Source organism: Klebsiella sp. RIT-PI-d (genome assembly GCF_001187865.1).
GTDB lineage: Bacteria > Pseudomonadota > Gammaproteobacteria > Enterobacterales > Enterobacteriaceae > Superficieibacter.
This window is the reverse complement of sequence record NZ_LGIT01000004.1, coordinates 126,234-144,852: the sequence shown is the minus strand read 5'-3', so window position 1 is coordinate 144,852 and position 18,619 is coordinate 126,234. Positions and strand designations below refer to the sequence as shown.

Here is an 18,619-nt window from a genome sequence, read left to right as displayed (position 1 = left end):
GGCCGGGTAGGGCGCAGCCGCCACCCGGTACAACGTCCCTCATGCCGCTAACCGGGCAAACGGCTTTTCGGTCGGCCTGGCCCCAACAAAATGGCCAGCTTGTTGCCACCTTTGGTCGTTTCCATCCAGATCTTACACACGCTGGTCAACGGTACCGAAAGCAGCATCCCCACCGGGCCGAGCAGCCATCCCCAAATCAACAATGAAAGAAATACCACCATCGTTGACATGCCCAGACGATGCCCCATCATTCGCGGTTCAACCATATTACCGAGCACCATATGCACCACCAGGAACAGCGCGCCAACCATCACGAATTCGTACATGCCGTTAAACAGCAGTGCCTGAAACATGGGCGGCACGGCAGAAAGTACCGATCCGATATTGGGAATATAGTTCAGCAGGAAAGCCAGCACGCCCCACATCAACGCGAACTGAACGCCCATCAGTAGCAGACCCAGCCAGATAATGGCGCCAGTCCATAAGCTGATCAGCGTTTTTAGCGCCAGATAATGGGAAACGCCTTTAAGCGCCCGGTGTAGCCCGGCAATATGAATTTGCGGATTGGACAGGGCAAAACGCAGTTTATAAGGAACGTGGCGGACCTCAAACAGCATGAAAACGACGGTCATGACCAACAGGACCACGCTCGCCATTGCTCCCGAAAGCTGAGTCATCAGAGTAGTGGCAAACGTCATGACTTTCTCTGAATCCATACGTCTGAGCATTAATTCAGGCGAAAGATGCAGGTTGAGCAGAGGCACCTGACGCTGCAAATAGATGACTTTGGCAGTAAGTTCATTACTGTATTTCGGCAGCAGGGCAATGAAATCATTGAGCGATGTTGCCAGCACCGCAAACAGCGCAGTCAACACAATCATCATCACGATGACCACGATAGTGATCGCCATTGGCCGCTTCACACCCCGGCGAATAAACCAGGTGACCAGCGGATTCAATACAATGGCAAAAAAGAGCGCCAGCAGAAGCTGAACAATGATATCTGCTGCGGCATGAATACCCGCCAGAATAATGACCAGCGCGGCCATCTTTAACAGAATATGCAGGCCCGCTTTATCGGTTTTATCGGGAACAGGGGTAATCATGAATCTTTCCTTTTTTGAAAATGCACTGCGTATCTGGCTCATCCTTTGAATGACGTTTTCCCGAACCGCGCCAGTATGCCTCAGAGTCAGGCTTCTGAAGATGCACAGGCGCAACGGGATTGTTGTTGAGTATAGCGGTTTGTTGAATATTCGTTAGAGACACAAAATCCTGAATGCGTGTAATAATGAAACACCGTTGTAAAAAGGAAATAATTGTTATGCCTGAACCCGTCGCCGGGCCGGAGCCAGGTGGCCTGCGCCTGAACCTGCGGATACTTTCTGTCGCCATGTTTAACTTCGCCAGTTACCTGACGATTGGTCTGCCGCTGGCCGTTCTTCCTGGCTATGTTCATGATGTAATGGGCTTTAGTGCCTTCTGGGCCGGGCTTGTCATTAGTCTGCAATATTTTGCCACGCTGCTCAGTCGCCCACATGCCGGTCGCTATGCCGATCTGCTTGGGCCGAAGAAAATTGTTGTCTTCGGCCTGTGCGGCTGCTTTCTGAGCGGCGTCGGTTATCTGCTGGCTGCATCGGGCAGTCACTGGCCGGTATTCAGTCTGGTGCTGCTGTGCCTGGGGCGCATCGTACTCGGATTCGGCCAGAGTTTTGCCGGAACAGGTTCGACGCTGTGGGGCGTGGGCGTGGTAGGGTCACGACATATTGGCCGGGTTATCTCGTGGAACGGAATTGTCACCTACGGAGCGATGGCGCTGGGCGCACCGCTCGGCATGTTATGTTATCAGTGGGCCGGACTTCAGGGGGTGGCGCTGGTTATTATGGCCGTCGCACTGGGGGCGCTGCTTGGCACACTGCCGCGTGCAGCGGTCACCGCCAGTCGTGGAAAAGCCATGTCATTTCGCGCCGTAATGGGCCGGGTATGGCCTTACGGAATGGCGCTAGCGCTGGCATCTTCCGGTTTTGGCGCAATCGCCACATTCATTACCCTGTTTTATGATGCCAAAGGCTGGGATGGCGCCGCATTTGCGTTAACCCTGTTTAGCTGCGCCTTTGTCGGCGCGCGCCTGTTGTTCCCGAATGCGATTAACCGCCTGGGCGGACTAAACGTCGCGATGATCTGCTTCGTCATTGAGATTATTGGCCTGCTGATGGTGGGGATGGCGGCAACGCCGCTGCTGGCAAAAATCGGCACGCTGCTAACCGGTGCGGGTTTCTCGCTGGTTTTCCCGGCGTTGGGTGTGGTGGCGGTTAAGGCGGTTCCGCAGCAGAATCAGGGTTCGGCGCTGGCAACCTATACGGTATTTATGGATATGTCGCTTGGGATCACCGGGCCACTGGCGGGGCTGTTAATGACCTGGGCCGGCGTGCCGATGATTTATCTGGCGGCGGCTGGACTGGTTACGCTTGCACTACTGCTGGGATGGCGGCTAAAAAAACGGCCTCCCGTGTTACCACCGGAAGCCGTCGGATAATTATTTAATCACCACGGTATTGATAATGTTTTCAGCCGTGGTCTGGGCTTGCTGCTGATTATCTGCCGGCAGAGTAACCTGCAGGGTCAGCAGTTTATTATCCACCTTGCTCAGTACGACGGAAGACCACGCGGTCTGGCCTTTTGCAGAGATAATGCTGTCGAGCTGCTGCATATCATGCCCTTTGACTTTCAGCGGCTTGTTGGAGACCACCTGAAGCTGCGGGTCACGGTTGCGCTGCTGATCCTCAAGACGTTTTGCCAGCACATCCAGCCCTTCTTCAGTGCTGTCACCCACAATAACGATCACCGCTTTCTGACCGGTTGGGTCGGAATAAACGTGCATGTTGTTGGCCTGCGTACCCAGTTTACCGCTCTGATCGGACATATCAGCCGGCAGCGAGAACGTCACTTTCCCATCCAGCAGGCTTATAGGTTGTGCGGTGACGTTATTTTCCGTCGAGGCTGCCTGAGCAGATGAGGACGGCGATTCGTTGTTATCACATGCCGCAAGCCCCACCACCAGCAGGCCAATACCAGCATACTTAACCAGATTGCGCATTGACTTCTTCCTTATTCGATACACGGCCATAAACGGCTCATGGCCCTATCTTAACACAACCGCAACGCTGAACCTTTAACGGGCCTGCAATGCCGAGAAATCAGATTTATCCGTCAGCCTTTTTAACAGCACATTGAGCACGATACCGTACATGGGCAGGAAGAAAAGCAGACTAATAATAATCTTAAAGCTGTAATCCACCAGCGCGATTTCAACCCAGTGCGATGCCATAAAGGGGTCGGAACTGCGCCAGAAAGCGATAAAGAAAAAGGCTAACGTGTCGCTGATATTGCCAAATAATGTTGAGGCCGCCGGAGCCATCCACCAGCGATGATTCTGCCGCAGACGATTAAAGACGTGCACATCAAGAATCTGTCCCAGCGCGTAGGCCATAAAACTGGCTGCTGCGATACGGGCGACGAACAGGTTAAAGTGTGCCAGCGCGCCAAATCCTTGCCACTCGCCCATGTAAAACAGGGAAGAGATGACATACGACGCCAGCAGCGCCGGAGCCAGAACGGCAAAAATAATGCGCCTTGCCAGCGGTGCGCCGAAAATGCGTACCGTGAGATCGGTGGCGAGAAAAATAAACGGAAAGCTAAACGCGCCCCAGGTGGTGTGGAAGCCAAAAATAGCGACCGGTAACTGGACCAGATAGTTACTGGAGATAATCACCAGCAGGTGAAATAGCGATAGCCATACCAGCGCTTTCATACGCTGAGTAGAGGTGAAATGCATCATATGTAGCCTTTTTAGTGGTTGGGGTGAGGGAACCCAATGAAAACCGCCGCATGATACTGCTTTAACCGGACATTGCAACGGTTGTTTTTCACGCAATCGTTAACCTGACTTGCGTCACAAAAAAGGCGGCGTAAACTATCGCCGTTTTGAAGGGGCGAGATAACCATGACTGATTCGTTTTCGACTGCAGACCATACTCTTGATGCGCAGGGCCTTCGCTGCCCTGAGCCGGTAATGATGGTGCGTAAAACCGTGCGTAATATGCAGGTGGGTGAGACGCTGGCGATTGTTGCTGACGATCCGGCCACCACCCGCGATATTCCCGGTTTTTGTACTTTTATGGAACATGAGCTGATCGCGCAGGAGACGGACGCGCTGCCGTACCGCTATTTGCTGCGCAAAGGCCACTGATTAGCCGACTGAAGATTTCTGCGACCCTTCCAGCCTCTCGCGTGGAGCGATCCCGGCGACAGCCTGGATCGGCCCGTAATCACGATCGGATTTTGCCGCACAGGGCATCACTCTTAACGACCTTTGCGCAGTAATCGCAGGGCGTTCGCGGTGACCAGTACTGTAGCACCGGTATCCGCCAGCACCGCCAGCCAGAGTCCGGTAACACCGAGCAGCGTGGTGACCAGGAAAATGCCTTTCAATCCCAGTGCGATGGCAATATTCTGCCGGATATTCGCGTGCGTCGCCCGGGCAAGAGCGATCATCTGTGCAAGGCCGGTCAGACGATTATGGGTTAACGCCGCATCCGCCGCTTCCAGTGCCACATCCGTTCCGCTGCCCATCGCGATGCCGATAGTTGAAGCCTTCATTGCCGGGGCGTCGTTAATCCCGTCGCCGACCATCGCCAGCGGCATCTGACGATTGAGTTCACTGACCGCCTGAACTTTATCCGCTGGCATCAGGCCGGCCTTAAATTCCAGTCCCAGTTCACCGGCAATAACAGCGGCGGCGCGGGGGTTATCGCCGGTCAAAATGATGCCCTGGATGCCAAGCTGATGCAGTGCGGTAACGGCTTCCCGCGCATCGTTTCGCAGAGTATCGCGCAGCGCTATCGTGCCAGATGCAGTGCCATCCTGCACCACCATCACCACGGTTTGTCCCTCCTGCTCCAGGGCATGAATTTGCGTCTTAAACATCTCGCCGGAGAATTTATCTGCGGCGCAGATCAGAACCGGTTTTCCGGCGACGACGGCCTCAATTCCATGGCCTGCCAGCGCGCGCTGTTCGGTTGCCAGGGGCAGCGTCAGTTCACGGGTATGTGCTTCCTGCACAATCGCCTGCGCCAGTGGATGGGTTGAACCCTGCTCAACGGCCGCCGCCAGCGCCAGCAGCGTATTTTCATCACCTGACAGAGGGAAAATCCCGGTGACCTGCGGTTTCCCTACGGTCAACGTTCCGGTTTTATCGAAAGCGATGCGCTGAATGCGCCCGAGCTGCTCCAGTGCTGCGCCACCTTTGATCAGCGCGCCCCGTTTTGCGGCGGCGGCGAGGCCAGAAGTAATGGCCGCCGGGGTTGAGATCACCAGCGCACACGGACAGCCAATCAGCAGCAGAGTCAGCCCCTTATAAATCCACTCGTCCCAGCTCGCGGCAAAAAGCAGGGGAGGCACCACGGCGACCAGCAGCGCCAGCGCCATAATGGCTGGAGTGTAAATGCGGCTGAAGCGGTCGATAAAGCGTTCAATGGGCGCGCGGCGCTCTTCAGCTTCTTCAATCAGCGTCAAAATACGATCGATAGCACTCGCGCCAGGCTCGGAAATCACCTCCAGCGTGACAAGCCGATCGACGCTGGTGGCCCCTGCCGGAACACTCTCTCCCGTTGCGCGTTCTACCGGGATCGATTCCCCGGTCAGGGCGCTTTCGTCGAAGCTGGCAAATGCGGAAAGCAGCTTACCGTCGGCAGGCAGACGTCCACCGGCGGCGACTTCAATAACATCCCCCGGACGCAAATCGCGCTGGGCAACCGTCTCACGCTGTCCATTGAGTACGCGCACGGCCGTTTCGGGTTTTAACGCCATTAATGCGCTAACGCCCTGCCGCGCACGGCTGGCTGCCCAACCTTCGAGGCGTTCGCCGATTAAAAACAGCAGCAGCACCATCGCTGCCTCTGCGGTTGCGCCGATAAACAATGCGCCGAGGGCGGCGACGCTCATGAGCGTTTCAATGGCAAACCAGCTTCCGCTGCGGATGAGCCGTAGCGCCTGACGCAGTACAGGATAAAGCCCTACCAGCGTGGTAATGACAAACGCGGTCTGACCCGCCGGGTGGCTCAGGTGTTCAAGGCCCCAGCTTATGCCCATCATCACAATCAGAACAATTAGCGGCAGATTTTCCCGCAGGCGTGAGACGTCAGGCGGCGGTGCGTTTTCACTGCGCAGGGTATAGCCCGCTTGTTGTACCGCCTGCTCAATTTGCTGGCTCACATTATCCGGGGCGTTCACCAGCAGTTTTTCGGTGGCAAACAATACCTGAACCTGGGTTACCCCGGCGACCTGGCGGACCGCATTTTCAACTTTACGCGCGCAGGCGGCACAGTCCATGCCTTCAACTTTCCAGCGATAACGCGCATCCGGCAGCGCAGTCTGGCGGGGCGTTTCATCTGAACATGATGTCCCGGCGCAGCAGGGGGCAGACTCAGATTTAGCGGGCGTAAACCTGAGGGTGGAAAACTGAGGGGCTTTTTTGCTCTCAGGATCGGATGTCGACATTGTACCCTCCGGGCAATGATAAATTTCTCATTACCCGGAGCATACACTCTGGAGTCGACTCCAGAGTCAAGCTGAATCAGAGATAAAGTGAACGCACGATCAGAAAATGGCCAGCAAAGTAGCAGGCCGCGGCGATGGCGCTGTCGGCGCGGAAGCGGCGGCGATAATGACTCCCCAGCCAGACAATATTACTCAGCAGTAGTAAAACCGCACCGACAAAAGCGGAAAGCGCGGTATCCGTCGGACGGAAGAACCACAGCTCGCCGGCCAGCCACACCATAACCAGGGTCATGGCTATGAACGTGCAAATCGGCAGGCGCAACTCTTCAAGCCGCGTCCAGATCGTCGCCATCAGTAATGCGCCAACGACCAGCAGGATCAGCGGTAGCGGCCAAAAGAACGAGAGCGTCATTTGGCTGGCAAAATAGATGGTATACAGCAGGTGCGAGAGAAAGAATGCGCCGATAGCGTAAAGTAGCCGCTGACGCGACAGCAGGGTTAACGCATCGCCTATCAGCGTTGCGCACAGTCCTGCCAGCACCAGATAACTGATGGCATTAAACATCGGTGCCTGCCAGGCAAGCAACAGCAGCAACAGAAGCGTCACCGGCTTAAATACCCAGCGTTGCCAGGTGGGTCCACGATAAGACGCATCGACATACAGCCAGGCTGAAAAACAGACCGCGATAAATGACCAGAGCATCATAATTCCTTGAATTCGCTAAAACTACGCAGGCGTTATGCCCACAGCCCTGTTAATCAGTGTAGTGTCTGGCGAAGAGAGATGACAACGCCAGATCCCGGCTCATTTTTGCCGATGCTTAAGTTTCTTCTGCCAGGCGACCAGTTCAAAAACGCCAAACACGAAAATGCGGGCCTTTTGCGCTGCGGTTAACGGCGGACCCTCTTTCGGCTGCGTTGCCTTCAGTAGCGCCAGTTGCAGGCCGTGCATCAGGATCATAAATACCAGCGCGACGTTAATAAAAATATTGGCCGGATATTTGAACGGATGAACAATATTCAGCAGTAAAAATGCCCAGACGCAGAGCATAAGCAAACGACCGAGGTTAATCAGCATGGTGTTCTCCTTGCGCTTCTCGCTGATACAGACGATAGGCGACCTGGCCTGCGACTTTTTCACGGTACAGCTGCCAGTGCGCCGGGACCGGCGGCATACCGTTCTCCACTTCACTTTCAACGTAAACCAGCGCGTTATCGGCAAGCCAGTGATTGTTTTCCAGCAAATTCAATGTTTGCTCCAGCAGTCCCTGACGAAAAGGGGGATCAACAAACACGATATCATGAGGCGTTCCAGGCTGATTAAGAAACGCCAGCGTATTAACGATTTCGACACGCCCCTGCGCCGCGTTAAGCGTGGCGAGATTTTTCTGTAGCTGCCGGGCAACGGAACGCTCCATTTCCAGCAGCGTCGCGTTGGCCGCATAACGCGACAGCGCCTCCAGCCCCAACGCGCCGCTTCCGGCAAAACAGTCGAGACAGCGGGCATCAACCATTGAGGGGGCCAGCCAGTTGAATAAGGTTTCTCTGACCCGATCGGTGGTGGGGCGCAGGCCGGGACTGTCCGGAACCGGTAATTTACGACCGCGCCATTGTCCGCCGATAATGCGGATCTGACCGCTGCCTGCATGATTAGGTTTCTTCATTTTTGCTGCTCTGGTCTCTGTTTAAGCCTGCTATTCTAACCATGCGATGCCTGCGGTGAAACCTTATTCCGCAAGCGGTGAAGCGCGTGAAGTTAAGTGATAGACTAGGTTACGAATTTCATCCGAATTTTCAGTGCCCGGCATATGGCTTAGGGACTGAGCGTTGAATTAATAGCGGGAGTGTAGTCGCAAATGGCAAAAGAAAAAAAACGTGGCTTTTTTTCCTGGCTGGGCTTTGGTCAAAAAGATGACGAGCAAACAGCACAGGCCGAGCAGAAGCCCGAAGAACAGTTGCCGGTTGCAGATGAAACCGCAGCGGAATCAGCACCGCATAGCGAGGCGGAGTCAGAGGCATTTGCTGCTGAGGTTGTTGAGGTTACGGAGCACGTTGCAGAAAGCGCCAGACCTGAGCCGGTTATTGAACCTGCGCCGGTTGTCGACCCTCAGCCGGTTATTGAGCCTGAGCCAGTTGTCGAGCCTGAACCAGTAGTTGAGCCTGAGCCAGTTGTCGAACCTGAGCCGGTTGTCGAGCCTGAACCCGTTGCTCTTGTTGAACATGAAGAATTGCCGCTGGCGGAAGCGCTGGCACCCACCACGATTGAGCCGGAAGAGTGGGTGATCGAGCAGGAACCGTTAGCGCAACAAGACGCCCCGATCGGCGATGAAGAGCTGGATGCGCTGGCGGCCGGTGCGGCGCAAGACGCAGTCATTGTCGTGCCGGTTGACGACGAGTCGCAGGATAACGTTATTCTGGAGCAGGAAAAACCGACCAAAGAAGGTTTTTTCGCGCGCCTGAAACGTAGCCTGGTCAAGACAAAAGAAAACCTCGGTTCCGGATTTATCAGTCTGTTCCGCGGCAAAAAAATCGATGATGATCTGTTTGAAGAGCTGGAAGAACAGCTGCTGATTGCCGACGTTGGCGTAGAGACGACCCGTAAGATCATCGCCAGGCTGACCGAAGGCGCAAGCCGCAAGCAGCTGCGTGATGCTGAAGCGCTGTACGGCCTGTTAAAAGAAGAAATGGGTGAAATCCTCGCAAAAGTGGACGAGCCGCTTAATATTGAAGGCAAAAAACCGTTTGTCATTTTAATGGTGGGCGTCAATGGGGTGGGTAAAACGACCACCATTGGCAAGCTGGCACGCCAGTTTGAGCAGCAGGGTAAATCGGTCATGCTGGCCGCAGGTGACACCTTCCGTGCCGCTGCGGTAGAGCAGCTTCAGGTCTGGGGACAGCGTAACAACATTCCGGTGGTTGCTCAGCATACCGGTGCAGATTCTGCCTCGGTCATTTTTGATGCTATTCAGGCGGCAAAAGCGCGCAACATTGATGTCCTGATTGCCGATACTGCAGGGCGTTTGCAGAACAAATCGCACCTGATGGAAGAGTTAAAGAAAATTGTCCGCGTGATGAAAAAACTGGACGTCGACGCGCCGCATGAAGTCATGCTGACGCTTGATGCCAGCACCGGGCAAAATGCCGTAAGCCAGGCCAAACTGTTTAATGAAGCGGTGGGACTGAGCGGGATCACCCTGACAAAACTGGATGGCACCGCGAAAGGCGGCGTGATCTTCTCTGTTGCCGATCAGTTTGAAATCCCGATTCGTTATATCGGCGTTGGTGAGCGTATAGAGGACTTGCGTCCGTTTAATGCGGGCGATTTTATAGAGGCACTTTTTGCCCGAGAGGATTAATTAATGATTCGCTTTGAACACGTCAGCAAAGCCTATCTCGGTGGGAGACAAGCGTTGCAGGGGGTCACTTTTCACCTGCAACAAGGCGAGATGGCCTTCCTGACCGGGCATTCCGGGGCCGGGAAAAGTACGCTGCTTAAGCTGATCTGTGGCATCGAGCGGCCCAGCGCCGGGAAAATTTACTTCAGCGGTCATGACATCAGCCGTCTTAAAAACCGCGAAGTCCCATTTTTACGTCGGCAAATTGGGATGATCTTTCAGGATCACCATCTGCTGATGGATCGTACGGTATTTGATAACGTGGCGATTCCGCTGATTATCGCCGGAGCCAGCGGGGATGATATTCGTCGCCGGGTGTCGGCAGCGCTGGATAAAGTCGGCCTGCTCGACAAAGCAAGAAACTTTCCGATTCAGCTTTCGGGCGGTGAACAACAGCGCGTGGGGATTGCCCGTGCGGTGGTCAACAAGCCTGCCGTACTGCTGGCGGATGAACCGACCGGTAACCTTGATGACGCGTTGTCAGAAGGGATCTTACGCCTGTTTGAAGAGTTTAACCGCGTGGGAGTCACGGTACTGATGGCGACGCACGACATCGGACTGATTTCGCGTCGTACCTATCCGATGCTGACCCTGAGCGACGGGCACTTGCATGGAGGCCGCCACGGTGAATAGACGCGATGCTGTGAATCAGATCAAGCAGTTGAGTAATCGGTTCGACCGTTTCCGCAAGCCGTCGGGATCCTCCTCTGGCGATGGCAATCGTGGAACGCCGAAGCGTAATAAGCCACCTGCGGCAAAAGCGGCGTCACGTAAAACGAACGTCTTTAACGAGCAGGTGCGTTATGCGTGGCACGGTGCGGTCCAGGATCTTAAAATCAAGCCGTTTGCGACGTTCCTCACCGTGATGGTTATTGCCATTTCTCTGACGCTGCCAAGCGTCTGTTATATGGTGTACAAAAACGTTAGCGAGGCGGCGGCGCAGTATTATCCTTCGCCACAAATCACCGTCTATCTGGAAAAAACGCTGGATGACGATGCGGCAGCCCGCGTAGTGGGCCAACTCCAGGCCGAAGAGGGCGTGGATAAAGTTAACTATCTGTCGCGTGATGAAGCATTAGGCGAGTTCCGTAACTGGTCAGGCTTTGGCGGAGCGCTGGACATGCTGGAAGAGAACCCGCTTCCTGCCGTGGCTGTTGTTGTGCCGAAGCTGGATTTCCAGAGCACCGACTCGCTTAATACGCTGCGCGATCGTGTTAGTCGCGTGCAAGGTGTGGATGAAGTGCGCATGGACGATAGCTGGTTTGCCCGTCTGGCGTCTTTAACCGGGCTGGTGGGGCGCGTGTCGGCGATGATTGGCGTGCTCATGATCGCCGCCGTATTCCTCGTTATTGGTAACAGCGTGCGGCTGAGCATTTTCTCCCGCCGCGACAGCATTAACGTGCAGAAGCTGATCGGTGCAACGGACGGTTTTATCCTGCGCCCGTTCCTCTACGGCGGCGCTGTGCTGGGTTTTTCCGGCGCGCTGCTGTCGCTGATCCTCTCTGAGATCCTGGTGATGCGGCTCTCATCCGCGGTGACGGACGTGGCAAAAGTGTTCGGCACGCAGTTTTCGCTTAGCGGCCTCTCTTTTGACGAGTGTTTACTGCTGCTGCTGGTCTGCTCGATGATTGGCTGGGTGGCCGCGTGGCTTGCCACCGTACAACATTTACGTCACTTTACGCCGGACTAATGAATTTCTGATATACTCTTCCCCTGCAATGCAATATTCCCTGTGCAGGGGAAGCGTAATCCACCATTCCCGTCTTCCTCTTGCCTGACTCTTTTGCTGATATGTCACATTTTGTGCGTAACGTATTCACAATGTTGCATTGAACTTGTGGGTAAAATCACGGTCTGATAAAAGAGTGGCTGATATTCTCGTTGCTCATTCGCACTGGCATGTTTGTTGCTGTATCCCAGAGCAAGCCGCTGCCGGTAAGCAGTAAATTGAGAGGATTTGAATGACCAAAGAAATGCAAACTTTAGCTTTAGCCCCTGTTGGTAACCTGGAGTCGTATATCCGGGCTGCGAACACCTGGCCGATGTTGACGGCCGATGAAGAGCGGGCGCTCGCTGAAAAGCTGCATTACCAGGGCGATCTGGAAGCAGCTAAGACGCTGATCCTGTCACACCTGCGCTTTGTTGTTCATATTGCTCGTAATTACTCGGGCTACGGCCTGCCGCAGGCTGACCTGATTCAGGAAGGCAACATCGGCCTGATGAAAGCCGTGCGCCGTTTTAACCCGGAAGTGGGTGTGCGACTGGTTTCCTTTGCCGTCCACTGGATCAAAGCTGAAATTCATGAATACGTTCTGCGTAACTGGCGTATTGTGAAAGTCGCGACCACGAAAGCACAGCGTAAGTTGTTCTTCAACCTGCGTAAAAACAAGCAGCGTCTGGGCTGGTTTAACCAGGATGAAGTCGAAATCGTCGCGCGTGAGCTGGGCGTGTCCAGCAAAGACGTGCGCGAGATGGAATCCCGTATGGCCGCGCAGGATATGACATTTGACATGTCTTCTGATGACGAGTCCGACAGCCAGCCAATGGCACCGGTGCTTTATCTTCAGGATAAATCGTCTAACTTTGCTGACGGCATCGAAGATGATAACTGGGAAGAGCAGGCCGCTAACAAACTGACTGACGCGATGCAGGGTCTGGATGAGCGTAGCCAGGCGATTATTCGCGCGCGCTGGCTCGACGAAGACAATAAGTCGACGTTGCAGGAGCTGGCCGATCGCTACGGCGTTTCCGCTGAACGTGTACGTCAGCTTGAGAAAAACGCGATGAAAAAATTGCGTGCCGCCATCGAAGCGTAAGAAACCTGATTATCCTGAAAACCCCCGGACCTGTCCGGGGGTTTTTATTTTCTGCCTGCCGATATAATCCTTTCCTCTGTCAGAACACTCACTGCCGCTGGCGTTAATACACGCTATGGCAAACAATTACCTGTGCGCTTTATCCTTTTTGAACGTCTTGTGGCAGGGGGTTATCGTGAGTCAGGAATCACTCAATCAGCGGCGTTTACAGGCGACGCCGCGCGGTATCGGCGTAATGTGCAATTTCTATGCTGACCGGGCAGAAAATGCCACGCTGTGGGATTGCGAAGGCAATGAAATTATTGATTTTGCAGCCGGTATTGCCGTGCTGAATACCGGACATCGACATCCCAGAATTATCGCGGCAATCGAAAAACAGCTTCAGGCATTTACCCATACCGCGTATCAAATCGTTCCTTATGAAAGTTATATTACGCTGGCTGAACGCATCAATGCCTGTGTACCGATTGACGGTCCGGCAAAAACAGCCTTCTTTACCACCGGTGCTGAGGCGGTGGAAAACGCGGTCAAAATAGCCCGGGCGTATACCCGGCGTCCGGGCATTATCGCCTTTAGCGGCGGTTTTCACGGTCGTACCGCCATGACGCTCGCGCTGACCGGCAAAGTCGCGCCTTATAAAACGGGCTTTGGCCCGTTTCCGGGATCTATTTTTCATGCGCTTTATCCGAACGCGCTACAGGGCATTAGCACGGCAGACGCCCTGCAAAGCCTTGAGCGCATTTTTAAAGCCGATATTGAACCCGGGCAGGTGGCGGCCATTATTCTGGAGCCTGTCCAGGGCGAAGGCGGATTTAATATTGCCCCGGCGGACTTTATTCAGGACGTGCGCACACTGTGCGACGCGCACGGCATCTTGCTGATTGCCGACGAAGTTCAGAGCGGCTTTGCCCGCACCGGTAAGATGTTTGCCATGGACCACTACGCGGCAAAAGCCGATCTTATGACCATGGCTAAAAGCCTGGCGGGTGGAATGCCGCTCTCTGCCGTCACCGGACGTGCAGACGTTATGGACGCCCCTGCTCCGGGTGGGCTGGGCGGCACCTATGCCGGCAATCCGCTGGCCATCGCCGCCGCCCATGCGGTACTTGACGTTATTGAAGAGGAGCAGCTGTGTACCTGCGCCCGGGAGCGCGGCGCAGAGCTGGTTGAGGTTCTCAACAAGGCCCGCGCGGCGTGTCCTTATATTGCTGATATTCGCGCGCAGGGATCGATGGTGGCCGTTGAATTTGCCGATCCGCAGAGCGGACAGCCGTCGCCGGAATTTACCCGCCGGGTACTCGAACGGGCGCTGGCAGACGGCTTGCTGTTATTAAGCTGCGGCGTGTACGGCAATGTGATCCGCTTTCTCTATCCGCTCACCATACCCACTGCCCAGTTTCATCGTGCACTGAATATTATCGAACGTTCACTGACAGAGTGAATCTGCGTTTTCCCCTTGAGGCGGTGGTACCGCCTCACACTTATTATCACTCAGACAAATTAGCTATTCCAAAATCATAAAAATGGGGTATGTTTTAGCATAGAATGCTGAAAAGACGCGCTCAGCACGCTTACAATCAAAATAATGTGTCGCATAACAACATCACAACACACGTAATCACCGCAATAATGGGGAATCTCAGGATGAAAATAAAGGGTAAAGCGTTACTGGCAGGATGTATCGCGCTGTCGTTAAGCAACATGGCGCTGGCTGAAGACATTAAAATCGCCGTCGTGGGCGCAATGTCTGGCCCGGTAGCGCAGTACGGCGACCAGGAATTCACCGGTGCTGAACAGGCGGTCGCGGACATCAATGCGAAAGGCGGTATAAAGGGTAACAAACTGACCATCGTGAAATATGATGATGCCTGCGATCCGAAACAGGCGGTAGCGGTCGCCAACAAAGTGGTTAATGACGGCATTAAATATGTGATTGGTCACCTGTGCTCATCATCAACTCAGCCTGCATCAGATATCTACGAAGACGAAGGCATTCTGATGATCACCCCGGCGGCAACGGCACCAGAGCTGACCGCCCGCGGTTATAAGCTGATCCTGCGCACCACCGGTCTCGATTCCGATCAAGGCCCGACAGCGGCAAAATATATTCTCGACACCGTGAAGCCGCAGCGCATCGCGATTGTGCATGATAAACAGCAGTATGGCGAAGGGCTGGCCCGTGCGGTTCAGGACAACCTGAAAAAGGGCAATGCGAACGTGGTGTTCTTTGACGGGATCACTGCCGGTGAGAAAGATTTCTCTACCCTCGTCGCACGTCTGAAAAAAGAAAATATTGATTTCGTTTATTACGGCGGCTACCACCCGGAAATGGGCCAGATCCTGCGCCAGGCTCGTGCCGCAGGTCTGAAAACGAAGTTCATGGGGCCGGAAGGTGTTGCGAACGTCTCCCTGTCTAACATTGCGGGCGACTCGGCGGAAGGGCTGCTGGTCACCAAGCCGAAGAACTACGATCAGCTCCCGGCTAACAAACCGATTGTGGATGCGATCAAAGCGAAGAAACAGGATCCTAGCGGGGCGTTTGTGTGGACCACCTATGCAGCGCTGCAATCTTTGCAGGCCGGCTTGAACCAGTCCGACGAGCCTGAAGAGATCGCTAAATATCTGAAGGCGAATAAAGTCGACACGGTAATGGGCCCGCTGTCATGGGATGCGAAAGGCGACCTGAAAGGCTTCGAATTTGGCGTTTTTGACTGGCATGCCAACGGCACGGCGACCGACGCGAAGTAATTCCAGGCCCGGAAGCATGCGCTTTCGGGCTTATTTTTTTATAAGCGTATATTGTTCAGCATTGTATCAATCCGCTCCACCCGCTACATCAGTGCCACTTCGGGCATATCCTCTGTTAGCTGCATTGAAAAAAGAATTTTTTATCATTATCATATGTACGGAATAAAACCGTACATAAAGAGGTTGAACATGCCCGTTTTGAAAAAACAGCGCATTGATCTCAGGCTCAGTGATGACGATAAAAACATGATTGAAGAAGCTGCTGTGCTTACCAATCAGACAATCACACAGTTCATGTTACACAGTGCTTCTGAACGCGCTTCACAAGTGATTGAACAACATCGTCGCATGGTCCTGAATAATGAATCGTGGGAACGCGTTATGGATGCGCTTAGTCATCCCCCTGTGCCTAATGAGAAATTGAAAAAAGCGGCTAAACGTCTACAGGACATGGAGTAAAGCGTGAGCGAGTTAATCGTTGAGCTTTTCGATACTGCGAAAAACTATTTTTTGAACGATTTTGACTGTGGCGAAGAAGGATTAAACGATTTTTTAGTTATGCATTTAGCGCGCCAACATGATAGAAAAATTCTGCGTGGCTATATATTAAGAACTCCAGCGCCTGCGCCCAAAGTGCTCGGATATTACACTCTGTCCGGCAGCTGTTTTGAAAAAGTCTCTCTTCCCTCAAAGTCACAACAGAAAAAAGTCCCTTATCGAAATGTACCCAGTATCACGCTCGGAAGACTTGCCGTCGATAAAACGCTCCAGGGGCAGGGATGGGGGGCCGCGCTGGTTGCTCATGCGATGAAGGTTATTTTAGGTGCATCCCAGGCGGTGGGCATTCATGGCATGTTTGTTGAGGCGCTGAATGAGAATGCCAGCGCGTTTTATCTTAGTCTGGGGTTTATTCCACTTGCAGGTGAAAATGCGCACGCGCTTTTTTATCCCACTAAAGCTATCGAACAGCTTTTTGCAAAAGCGCCAGAGTAGCCTGGTAATAGTGCGGCAAAGGGGGGAGGACCGGGTGCAGGACGCTCCCCTTCAGATTTAAAAACAGGCCTCCAGAGGATTTACGGTTAACGCTCTCTGGCCGCCGTCAGCGGCGAAGCTGTTTTCGCTGCCATTTTACCGCCTCACCCAACCCTTTTCCTGAGCCGTAAAGCCCAGCGCCTGCATAAACGCGGCCATCACACTACGATCTTCTACCCCGACATCCGTCATCCACCACGCGGTTATTTCAGGATTATCGCGGATCAGCTCCTCCACCAGATACTGCCCAACGCCGCGACGGCGGGTGACCTCACGTACGCGCAGCGAATCCAGCGCGCCCTCAGTGCCGCTTAACGTTACGCGCACTGCACCCAGCAGACGCTCATTAAAGCGTGCCGCGTACAGACGATGAGTGTCATCCACGCTCAGGGATGCGGGGGAATACTCCGGCCAGATTTTACCCAGGTCGACATAATCCTGAGCATCCGGCGTTTGCAAACGAACAATAGTCAGTTTCATTAGCGGCATATCCAAATTAAAAACCTGCCTGATTTTACCTGTTTTCACCGCGGCCGGGCTGTCTCTTTTTAAAGCATTCATCAGGTGATTAGTTTCTGGTGGCAACAAAGTGCAGTGTGAAACAGTAAGGATCGAAAAATAAGCAGAATTTTAACCTGAGAGGTAGCGTTTTATTCCGCTCTTTGTTCCGTTATTTTATGCTGTTACGCGGACTTTTTTTGTTTATCTCCGCCGTAATACAGAATATTATCTTTGCTTAATCGACTGAAATATAGAGATTTTAGTCTGAGTTACCGCGTAAAACAGCGCTAAACCCTTAAAGATGCAGGTAAAAGTAGCGTTGTTTATAAAAAGCACAGAATGCTTTTTAACCATAAAAAAACAAAATATTCACAAAACATCATGAACGGGGATTTATTCATCATGGGAAGGAATGTAAAAACGCTCATTGCGGGCATCGTTGCCCTGGCTTGCACCCATACCGCGATGGCAGAAGACATTAAAGTCGCTGTTGTCGGAGCGATGTCCGGCCCGGTCGCACAGTGGGGCGATATGGAATTTAACGGCGCACGTCAGGCCATTAAAGACATCAACGCCAAAGGCGGCATGAAGGGCAATAAACTGGTGGGCGTGGAATATGACGACGCCTGCGATCCCAAACAGGCGGTGGCGGTTGCCAATAAAATCGTCAATGACGGCATTCAGTATGTTATCGGGCATCTGTGCTCATCATCAACGCAGCCGGCGTCCGATATTTATGAAGACGAAGGCATTTTGATGATTACGCCGGGGGCGACCAATCCGGAACTGACCCAACGTGGCTACCAGTACATTATGCGTACCGCCGGTCTCGATTCCTCGCAGGGACCGACCGCCGCGAAATATATCCTCGACACCCTAAAGCCGCAGCGTATCGCGATTATTCACGACAAGCAGCAGTATGGCGAGGGACTGGCGCGTTCTGTTCAGGACAGCCTGAAGAAAGGCAATGCCAACGTGGTGTTCTTTGATGGTATTACCGCCGGGGAAAAAGATTTCTCCGCGCTGATCGCCCGTCTGAAGAAAGAAAATATCGATTTTGTTTATTACGGCGGCTATTACCCGGAGATGGGGCAAATGCTGCGCCAGGCGCGCGCCGTAGGCCTTAAGACTCAATTTATGGGCCCGGAAGGGGTAGGTAATGCCTCACTCTCTAACATTGCCGGTGATGCGGCGGAAGGAATGCTGGTCACCATGCCAAAACGCTATGACCAGGATCCGGCCAATAAAGGCATTGTGGATGCGCTGAAAGCAGATAAAAAAGATCCGAGTGGACCTTATGTCTGGATCACTTACGCCGCCGTCCAGTCGCTGGCGACCGCGATGGATCGCAGCGGCAGTCAGGCACCGCTGGATCTGGTGAAAGATTTAAAATCGCACGGGGCTGATACCGTGATTGGGCCGCTGAGCTGGGATGATAAAGGCGATTTGAAGGGATTTGATTTTGGTGTTTTCCAGTGGCATGCCGACGGGTCGTCTACCGTCGCCAAATAAGCCAGAAGACAAATTATCCCGCCGCCCATGCACAGTGGGCGGGTATAAAAAGGTTAC

The 18,619-nt window shown here is 53.7% G+C and carries 19 protein-coding genes; 11 read left to right on the top strand and 8 right to left on the bottom strand.

The features are described from left to right. Positions 1-47 precede the first annotated feature (47 nt). Positions 48-1,106, bottom strand: coding sequence for an AI-2E family transporter (locus tag AC791_RS03925; protein WP_049839181.1), 1,059 nt, complete (start codon positions 1,104-1,106; stop codon positions 48-50). Between the two features lie 218 nt (positions 1,107-1,324). On the opposite strand from AC791_RS03925, the gene AC791_RS03920 reads away from it, so the two are divergent. Next, positions 1,325-2,536 (top strand): MFS transporter, encoded by a 1,212-nt coding sequence (locus AC791_RS03920; protein ID WP_049839180.1) that lies wholly within the window; start codon positions 1,325-1,327, stop codon positions 2,534-2,536. On the opposite strand, the gene AC791_RS03915 is transcribed toward AC791_RS03920, so the two are convergent. Both AC791_RS03915 and AC791_RS03910 read right to left on the bottom strand, forming a co-directional pair. Beyond that, complete coding sequence (locus tag AC791_RS03915) at positions 2,537-3,097, bottom strand: DcrB family lipoprotein (RefSeq protein ID WP_049839179.1); 561 nt, start codon at positions 3,095-3,097, stop codon at positions 2,537-2,539. A 75-nt stretch (positions 3,098-3,172) separates the two neighbouring features. Beyond that, on the bottom strand, positions 3,173-3,838 hold the full coding sequence (locus AC791_RS03910; RefSeq protein ID WP_049839178.1) for a 7-cyano-7-deazaguanine/7-aminomethyl-7-deazaguanine transporter: 666 nt from the start codon (positions 3,836-3,838) through the stop codon (positions 3,173-3,175). A gap of 165 nt (positions 3,839-4,003) precedes the next feature. Between AC791_RS03910 and tusA the strand changes: the two genes are divergently transcribed. After that, complete coding sequence (gene tusA / locus AC791_RS03905; RefSeq protein ID WP_049839177.1) at positions 4,004-4,249, top strand: sulfurtransferase TusA; 246 nt, start codon at positions 4,004-4,006, stop codon at positions 4,247-4,249. A gap of 113 nt (positions 4,250-4,362) precedes the next feature. On the opposite strand, the gene zntA is transcribed toward tusA, so the two are convergent. The 4 genes from zntA to rsmD form a co-directional block, all read right to left on the bottom strand. Then, positions 4,363-6,558, bottom strand: a complete 2,196-nt coding sequence (gene zntA, locus AC791_RS03900) for a Zn(II)/Cd(II)/Pb(II) translocating P-type ATPase ZntA (RefSeq protein WP_049839176.1) — start codon at positions 6,556-6,558, stop codon at positions 4,363-4,365. Between the two features lie 76 nt (positions 6,559-6,634). Next, positions 6,635-7,261 carry a lysoplasmalogenase gene (locus AC791_RS03895; protein WP_049839175.1) on the bottom strand — a complete coding sequence of 209 codons (627 nt, stop codon included), beginning with the start codon at positions 7,259-7,261 and terminating at the stop codon, positions 6,635-6,637. A 102-nt stretch (positions 7,262-7,363) separates the two neighbouring features. Further along, positions 7,364-7,636, bottom strand: a complete 273-nt coding sequence (locus AC791_RS03890; RefSeq protein WP_049839174.1) for a DUF1145 family protein — start codon at positions 7,634-7,636, stop codon at positions 7,364-7,366. Then, positions 7,626-8,222 carry a 16S rRNA (guanine(966)-N(2))-methyltransferase gene (gene rsmD / locus AC791_RS03885; protein WP_049839173.1) on the bottom strand — a complete coding sequence of 199 codons (597 nt, stop codon included), beginning with the start codon at positions 8,220-8,222 and terminating at the stop codon, positions 7,626-7,628. The genes AC791_RS03890 and rsmD overlap by 11 nt, the downstream gene beginning before the upstream one ends. Positions 8,223-8,414: 192 nt before the next feature. Between rsmD and ftsY the strand changes: the two genes are divergently transcribed. The 8 genes from ftsY (at position 8,415) to AC791_RS03845 (ending at position 16,510) form a co-directional block, all read left to right on the top strand. Further along, complete coding sequence (ftsY, locus tag AC791_RS03880) at positions 8,415-9,914, top strand: signal recognition particle-docking protein FtsY (RefSeq protein ID WP_049839172.1); 1,500 nt, start codon at positions 8,415-8,417, stop codon at positions 9,912-9,914. A gap of 3 nt (positions 9,915-9,917) precedes the next feature. Next, the gene (ftsE, locus tag AC791_RS03875) at positions 9,918-10,586 is read left to right on the top strand and encodes a cell division ATP-binding protein FtsE (RefSeq protein ID WP_049839171.1); all 669 of its coding nucleotides are present in this window, start codon (positions 9,918-9,920) and stop codon (positions 10,584-10,586) included. Next, entirely contained in the window at positions 10,579-11,643 is a 1,065-nt protein-coding gene (gene ftsX, locus AC791_RS03870) for a permease-like cell division protein FtsX (protein WP_049839476.1), read from the top strand. Before ftsE ends, ftsX begins: the two co-directional genes overlap by 8 nt. 271 nt (positions 11,644-11,914) lie before the next feature. Then, positions 11,915-12,769, top strand: a complete 855-nt coding sequence (rpoH, locus tag AC791_RS03865; protein WP_049839170.1) for an RNA polymerase sigma factor RpoH — start codon at positions 11,915-11,917, stop codon at positions 12,767-12,769. A gap of 172 nt (positions 12,770-12,941) precedes the next feature. Continuing rightward, the gene (locus AC791_RS03860; RefSeq protein ID WP_416202290.1) at positions 12,942-14,210 is read left to right on the top strand and encodes a 4-aminobutyrate--2-oxoglutarate transaminase; all 1,269 of its coding nucleotides are present in this window, start codon (positions 12,942-12,944) and stop codon (positions 14,208-14,210) included. 203 nt (positions 14,211-14,413) lie between these two features. Further along, positions 14,414-15,517, top strand: coding sequence for a branched chain amino acid ABC transporter substrate-binding protein LivJ (gene livJ / locus AC791_RS03855; RefSeq protein WP_148677752.1), 1,104 nt, complete (start codon positions 14,414-14,416; stop codon positions 15,515-15,517). 189 nt (positions 15,518-15,706) lie between these two features. After that, on the top strand, positions 15,707-15,976 hold the full coding sequence (locus tag AC791_RS03850) for a DUF1778 domain-containing protein (protein WP_049839169.1): 270 nt from the start codon (positions 15,707-15,709) through the stop codon (positions 15,974-15,976). A gap of 3 nt (positions 15,977-15,979) precedes the next feature. Then, a complete protein-coding gene (locus AC791_RS03845) occupies positions 15,980-16,510 on the top strand; it encodes a GNAT family N-acetyltransferase (RefSeq protein WP_049839168.1) in 531 nt (176 codons plus the stop codon). Positions 16,511-16,645: 135 nt separating this feature from the next. Here the strand turns inward: AC791_RS03845 and panM are convergent, their stop codons facing one another. After that, entirely contained in the window at positions 16,646-17,029 is a 384-nt protein-coding gene (gene panM, locus AC791_RS03840; protein WP_049839473.1) for an aspartate 1-decarboxylase autocleavage activator PanM, read from the bottom strand. Positions 17,030-17,452: 423 nt separating this feature from the next. Here panM and livK point away from each other — a divergent pair, with 423 nt between their 5' ends. Further along, complete coding sequence (gene livK / locus AC791_RS03835; protein ID WP_049839472.1) at positions 17,453-18,562, top strand: high-affinity branched-chain amino acid ABC transporter substrate-binding protein LivK; 1,110 nt, start codon at positions 17,453-17,455, stop codon at positions 18,560-18,562. Positions 18,563-18,619: the final 57 nt, after the last annotated feature.

What these genes read in the sequence shown, in the direction of transcription:
- AC791_RS03925 (WP_049839181.1), bottom strand. Translation starts at nt 1,106, where the DNA reads ATGATTACCCCTGTTCCCGATAAAACCGATAAAGCGGGCCTGCATATT.
- AC791_RS03920 (WP_049839180.1), top strand. Translation starts at nt 1,325, where the DNA reads ATGCCTGAACCCGTCGCCGGGCCGGAGCCAGGTGGCCTGCGCCTGAAC.
- AC791_RS03915 (WP_049839179.1), bottom strand. Translation starts at nt 3,097, where the DNA reads ATGCGCAATCTGGTTAAGTATGCTGGTATTGGCCTGCTGGTGGTGGGG.
- AC791_RS03910 (WP_049839178.1), bottom strand. Translation starts at nt 3,838, where the DNA reads ATGATGCATTTCACCTCTACTCAGCGTATGAAAGCGCTGGTATGGCTA.
- tusA (WP_049839177.1), top strand. Translation starts at nt 4,004, where the DNA reads ATGACTGATTCGTTTTCGACTGCAGACCATACTCTTGATGCGCAGGGC.
- zntA (WP_049839176.1), bottom strand. Translation starts at nt 6,558, where the DNA reads ATGTCGACATCCGATCCTGAGAGCAAAAAAGCCCCTCAGTTTTCCACC.
- AC791_RS03895 (WP_049839175.1), bottom strand. Translation starts at nt 7,261, where the DNA reads ATGCTCTGGTCATTTATCGCGGTCTGTTTTTCAGCCTGGCTGTATGTC.
- AC791_RS03890 (WP_049839174.1), bottom strand. Translation starts at nt 7,636, where the DNA reads ATGCTGATTAACCTCGGTCGTTTGCTTATGCTCTGCGTCTGGGCATTT.
- rsmD (WP_049839173.1), bottom strand. Translation starts at nt 8,222, where the DNA reads ATGAAGAAACCTAATCATGCAGGCAGCGGTCAGATCCGCATTATCGGC.
- ftsY (WP_049839172.1), top strand. Translation starts at nt 8,415, where the DNA reads ATGGCAAAAGAAAAAAAACGTGGCTTTTTTTCCTGGCTGGGCTTTGGT.
- ftsE (WP_049839171.1), top strand. Translation starts at nt 9,918, where the DNA reads ATGATTCGCTTTGAACACGTCAGCAAAGCCTATCTCGGTGGGAGACAA.
- rpoH (WP_049839170.1), top strand. Translation starts at nt 11,915, where the DNA reads ATGACCAAAGAAATGCAAACTTTAGCTTTAGCCCCTGTTGGTAACCTG.
- livJ (WP_148677752.1), top strand. Translation starts at nt 14,414, where the DNA reads ATGAAAATAAAGGGTAAAGCGTTACTGGCAGGATGTATCGCGCTGTCG.
- AC791_RS03850 (WP_049839169.1), top strand. Translation starts at nt 15,707, where the DNA reads ATGCCCGTTTTGAAAAAACAGCGCATTGATCTCAGGCTCAGTGATGAC.
- panM (WP_049839473.1), bottom strand. Translation starts at nt 17,029, where the DNA reads ATGAAACTGACTATTGTTCGTTTGCAAACGCCGGATGCTCAGGATTAT.
- livK (WP_049839472.1), top strand. Translation starts at nt 17,453, where the DNA reads ATGGGAAGGAATGTAAAAACGCTCATTGCGGGCATCGTTGCCCTGGCT.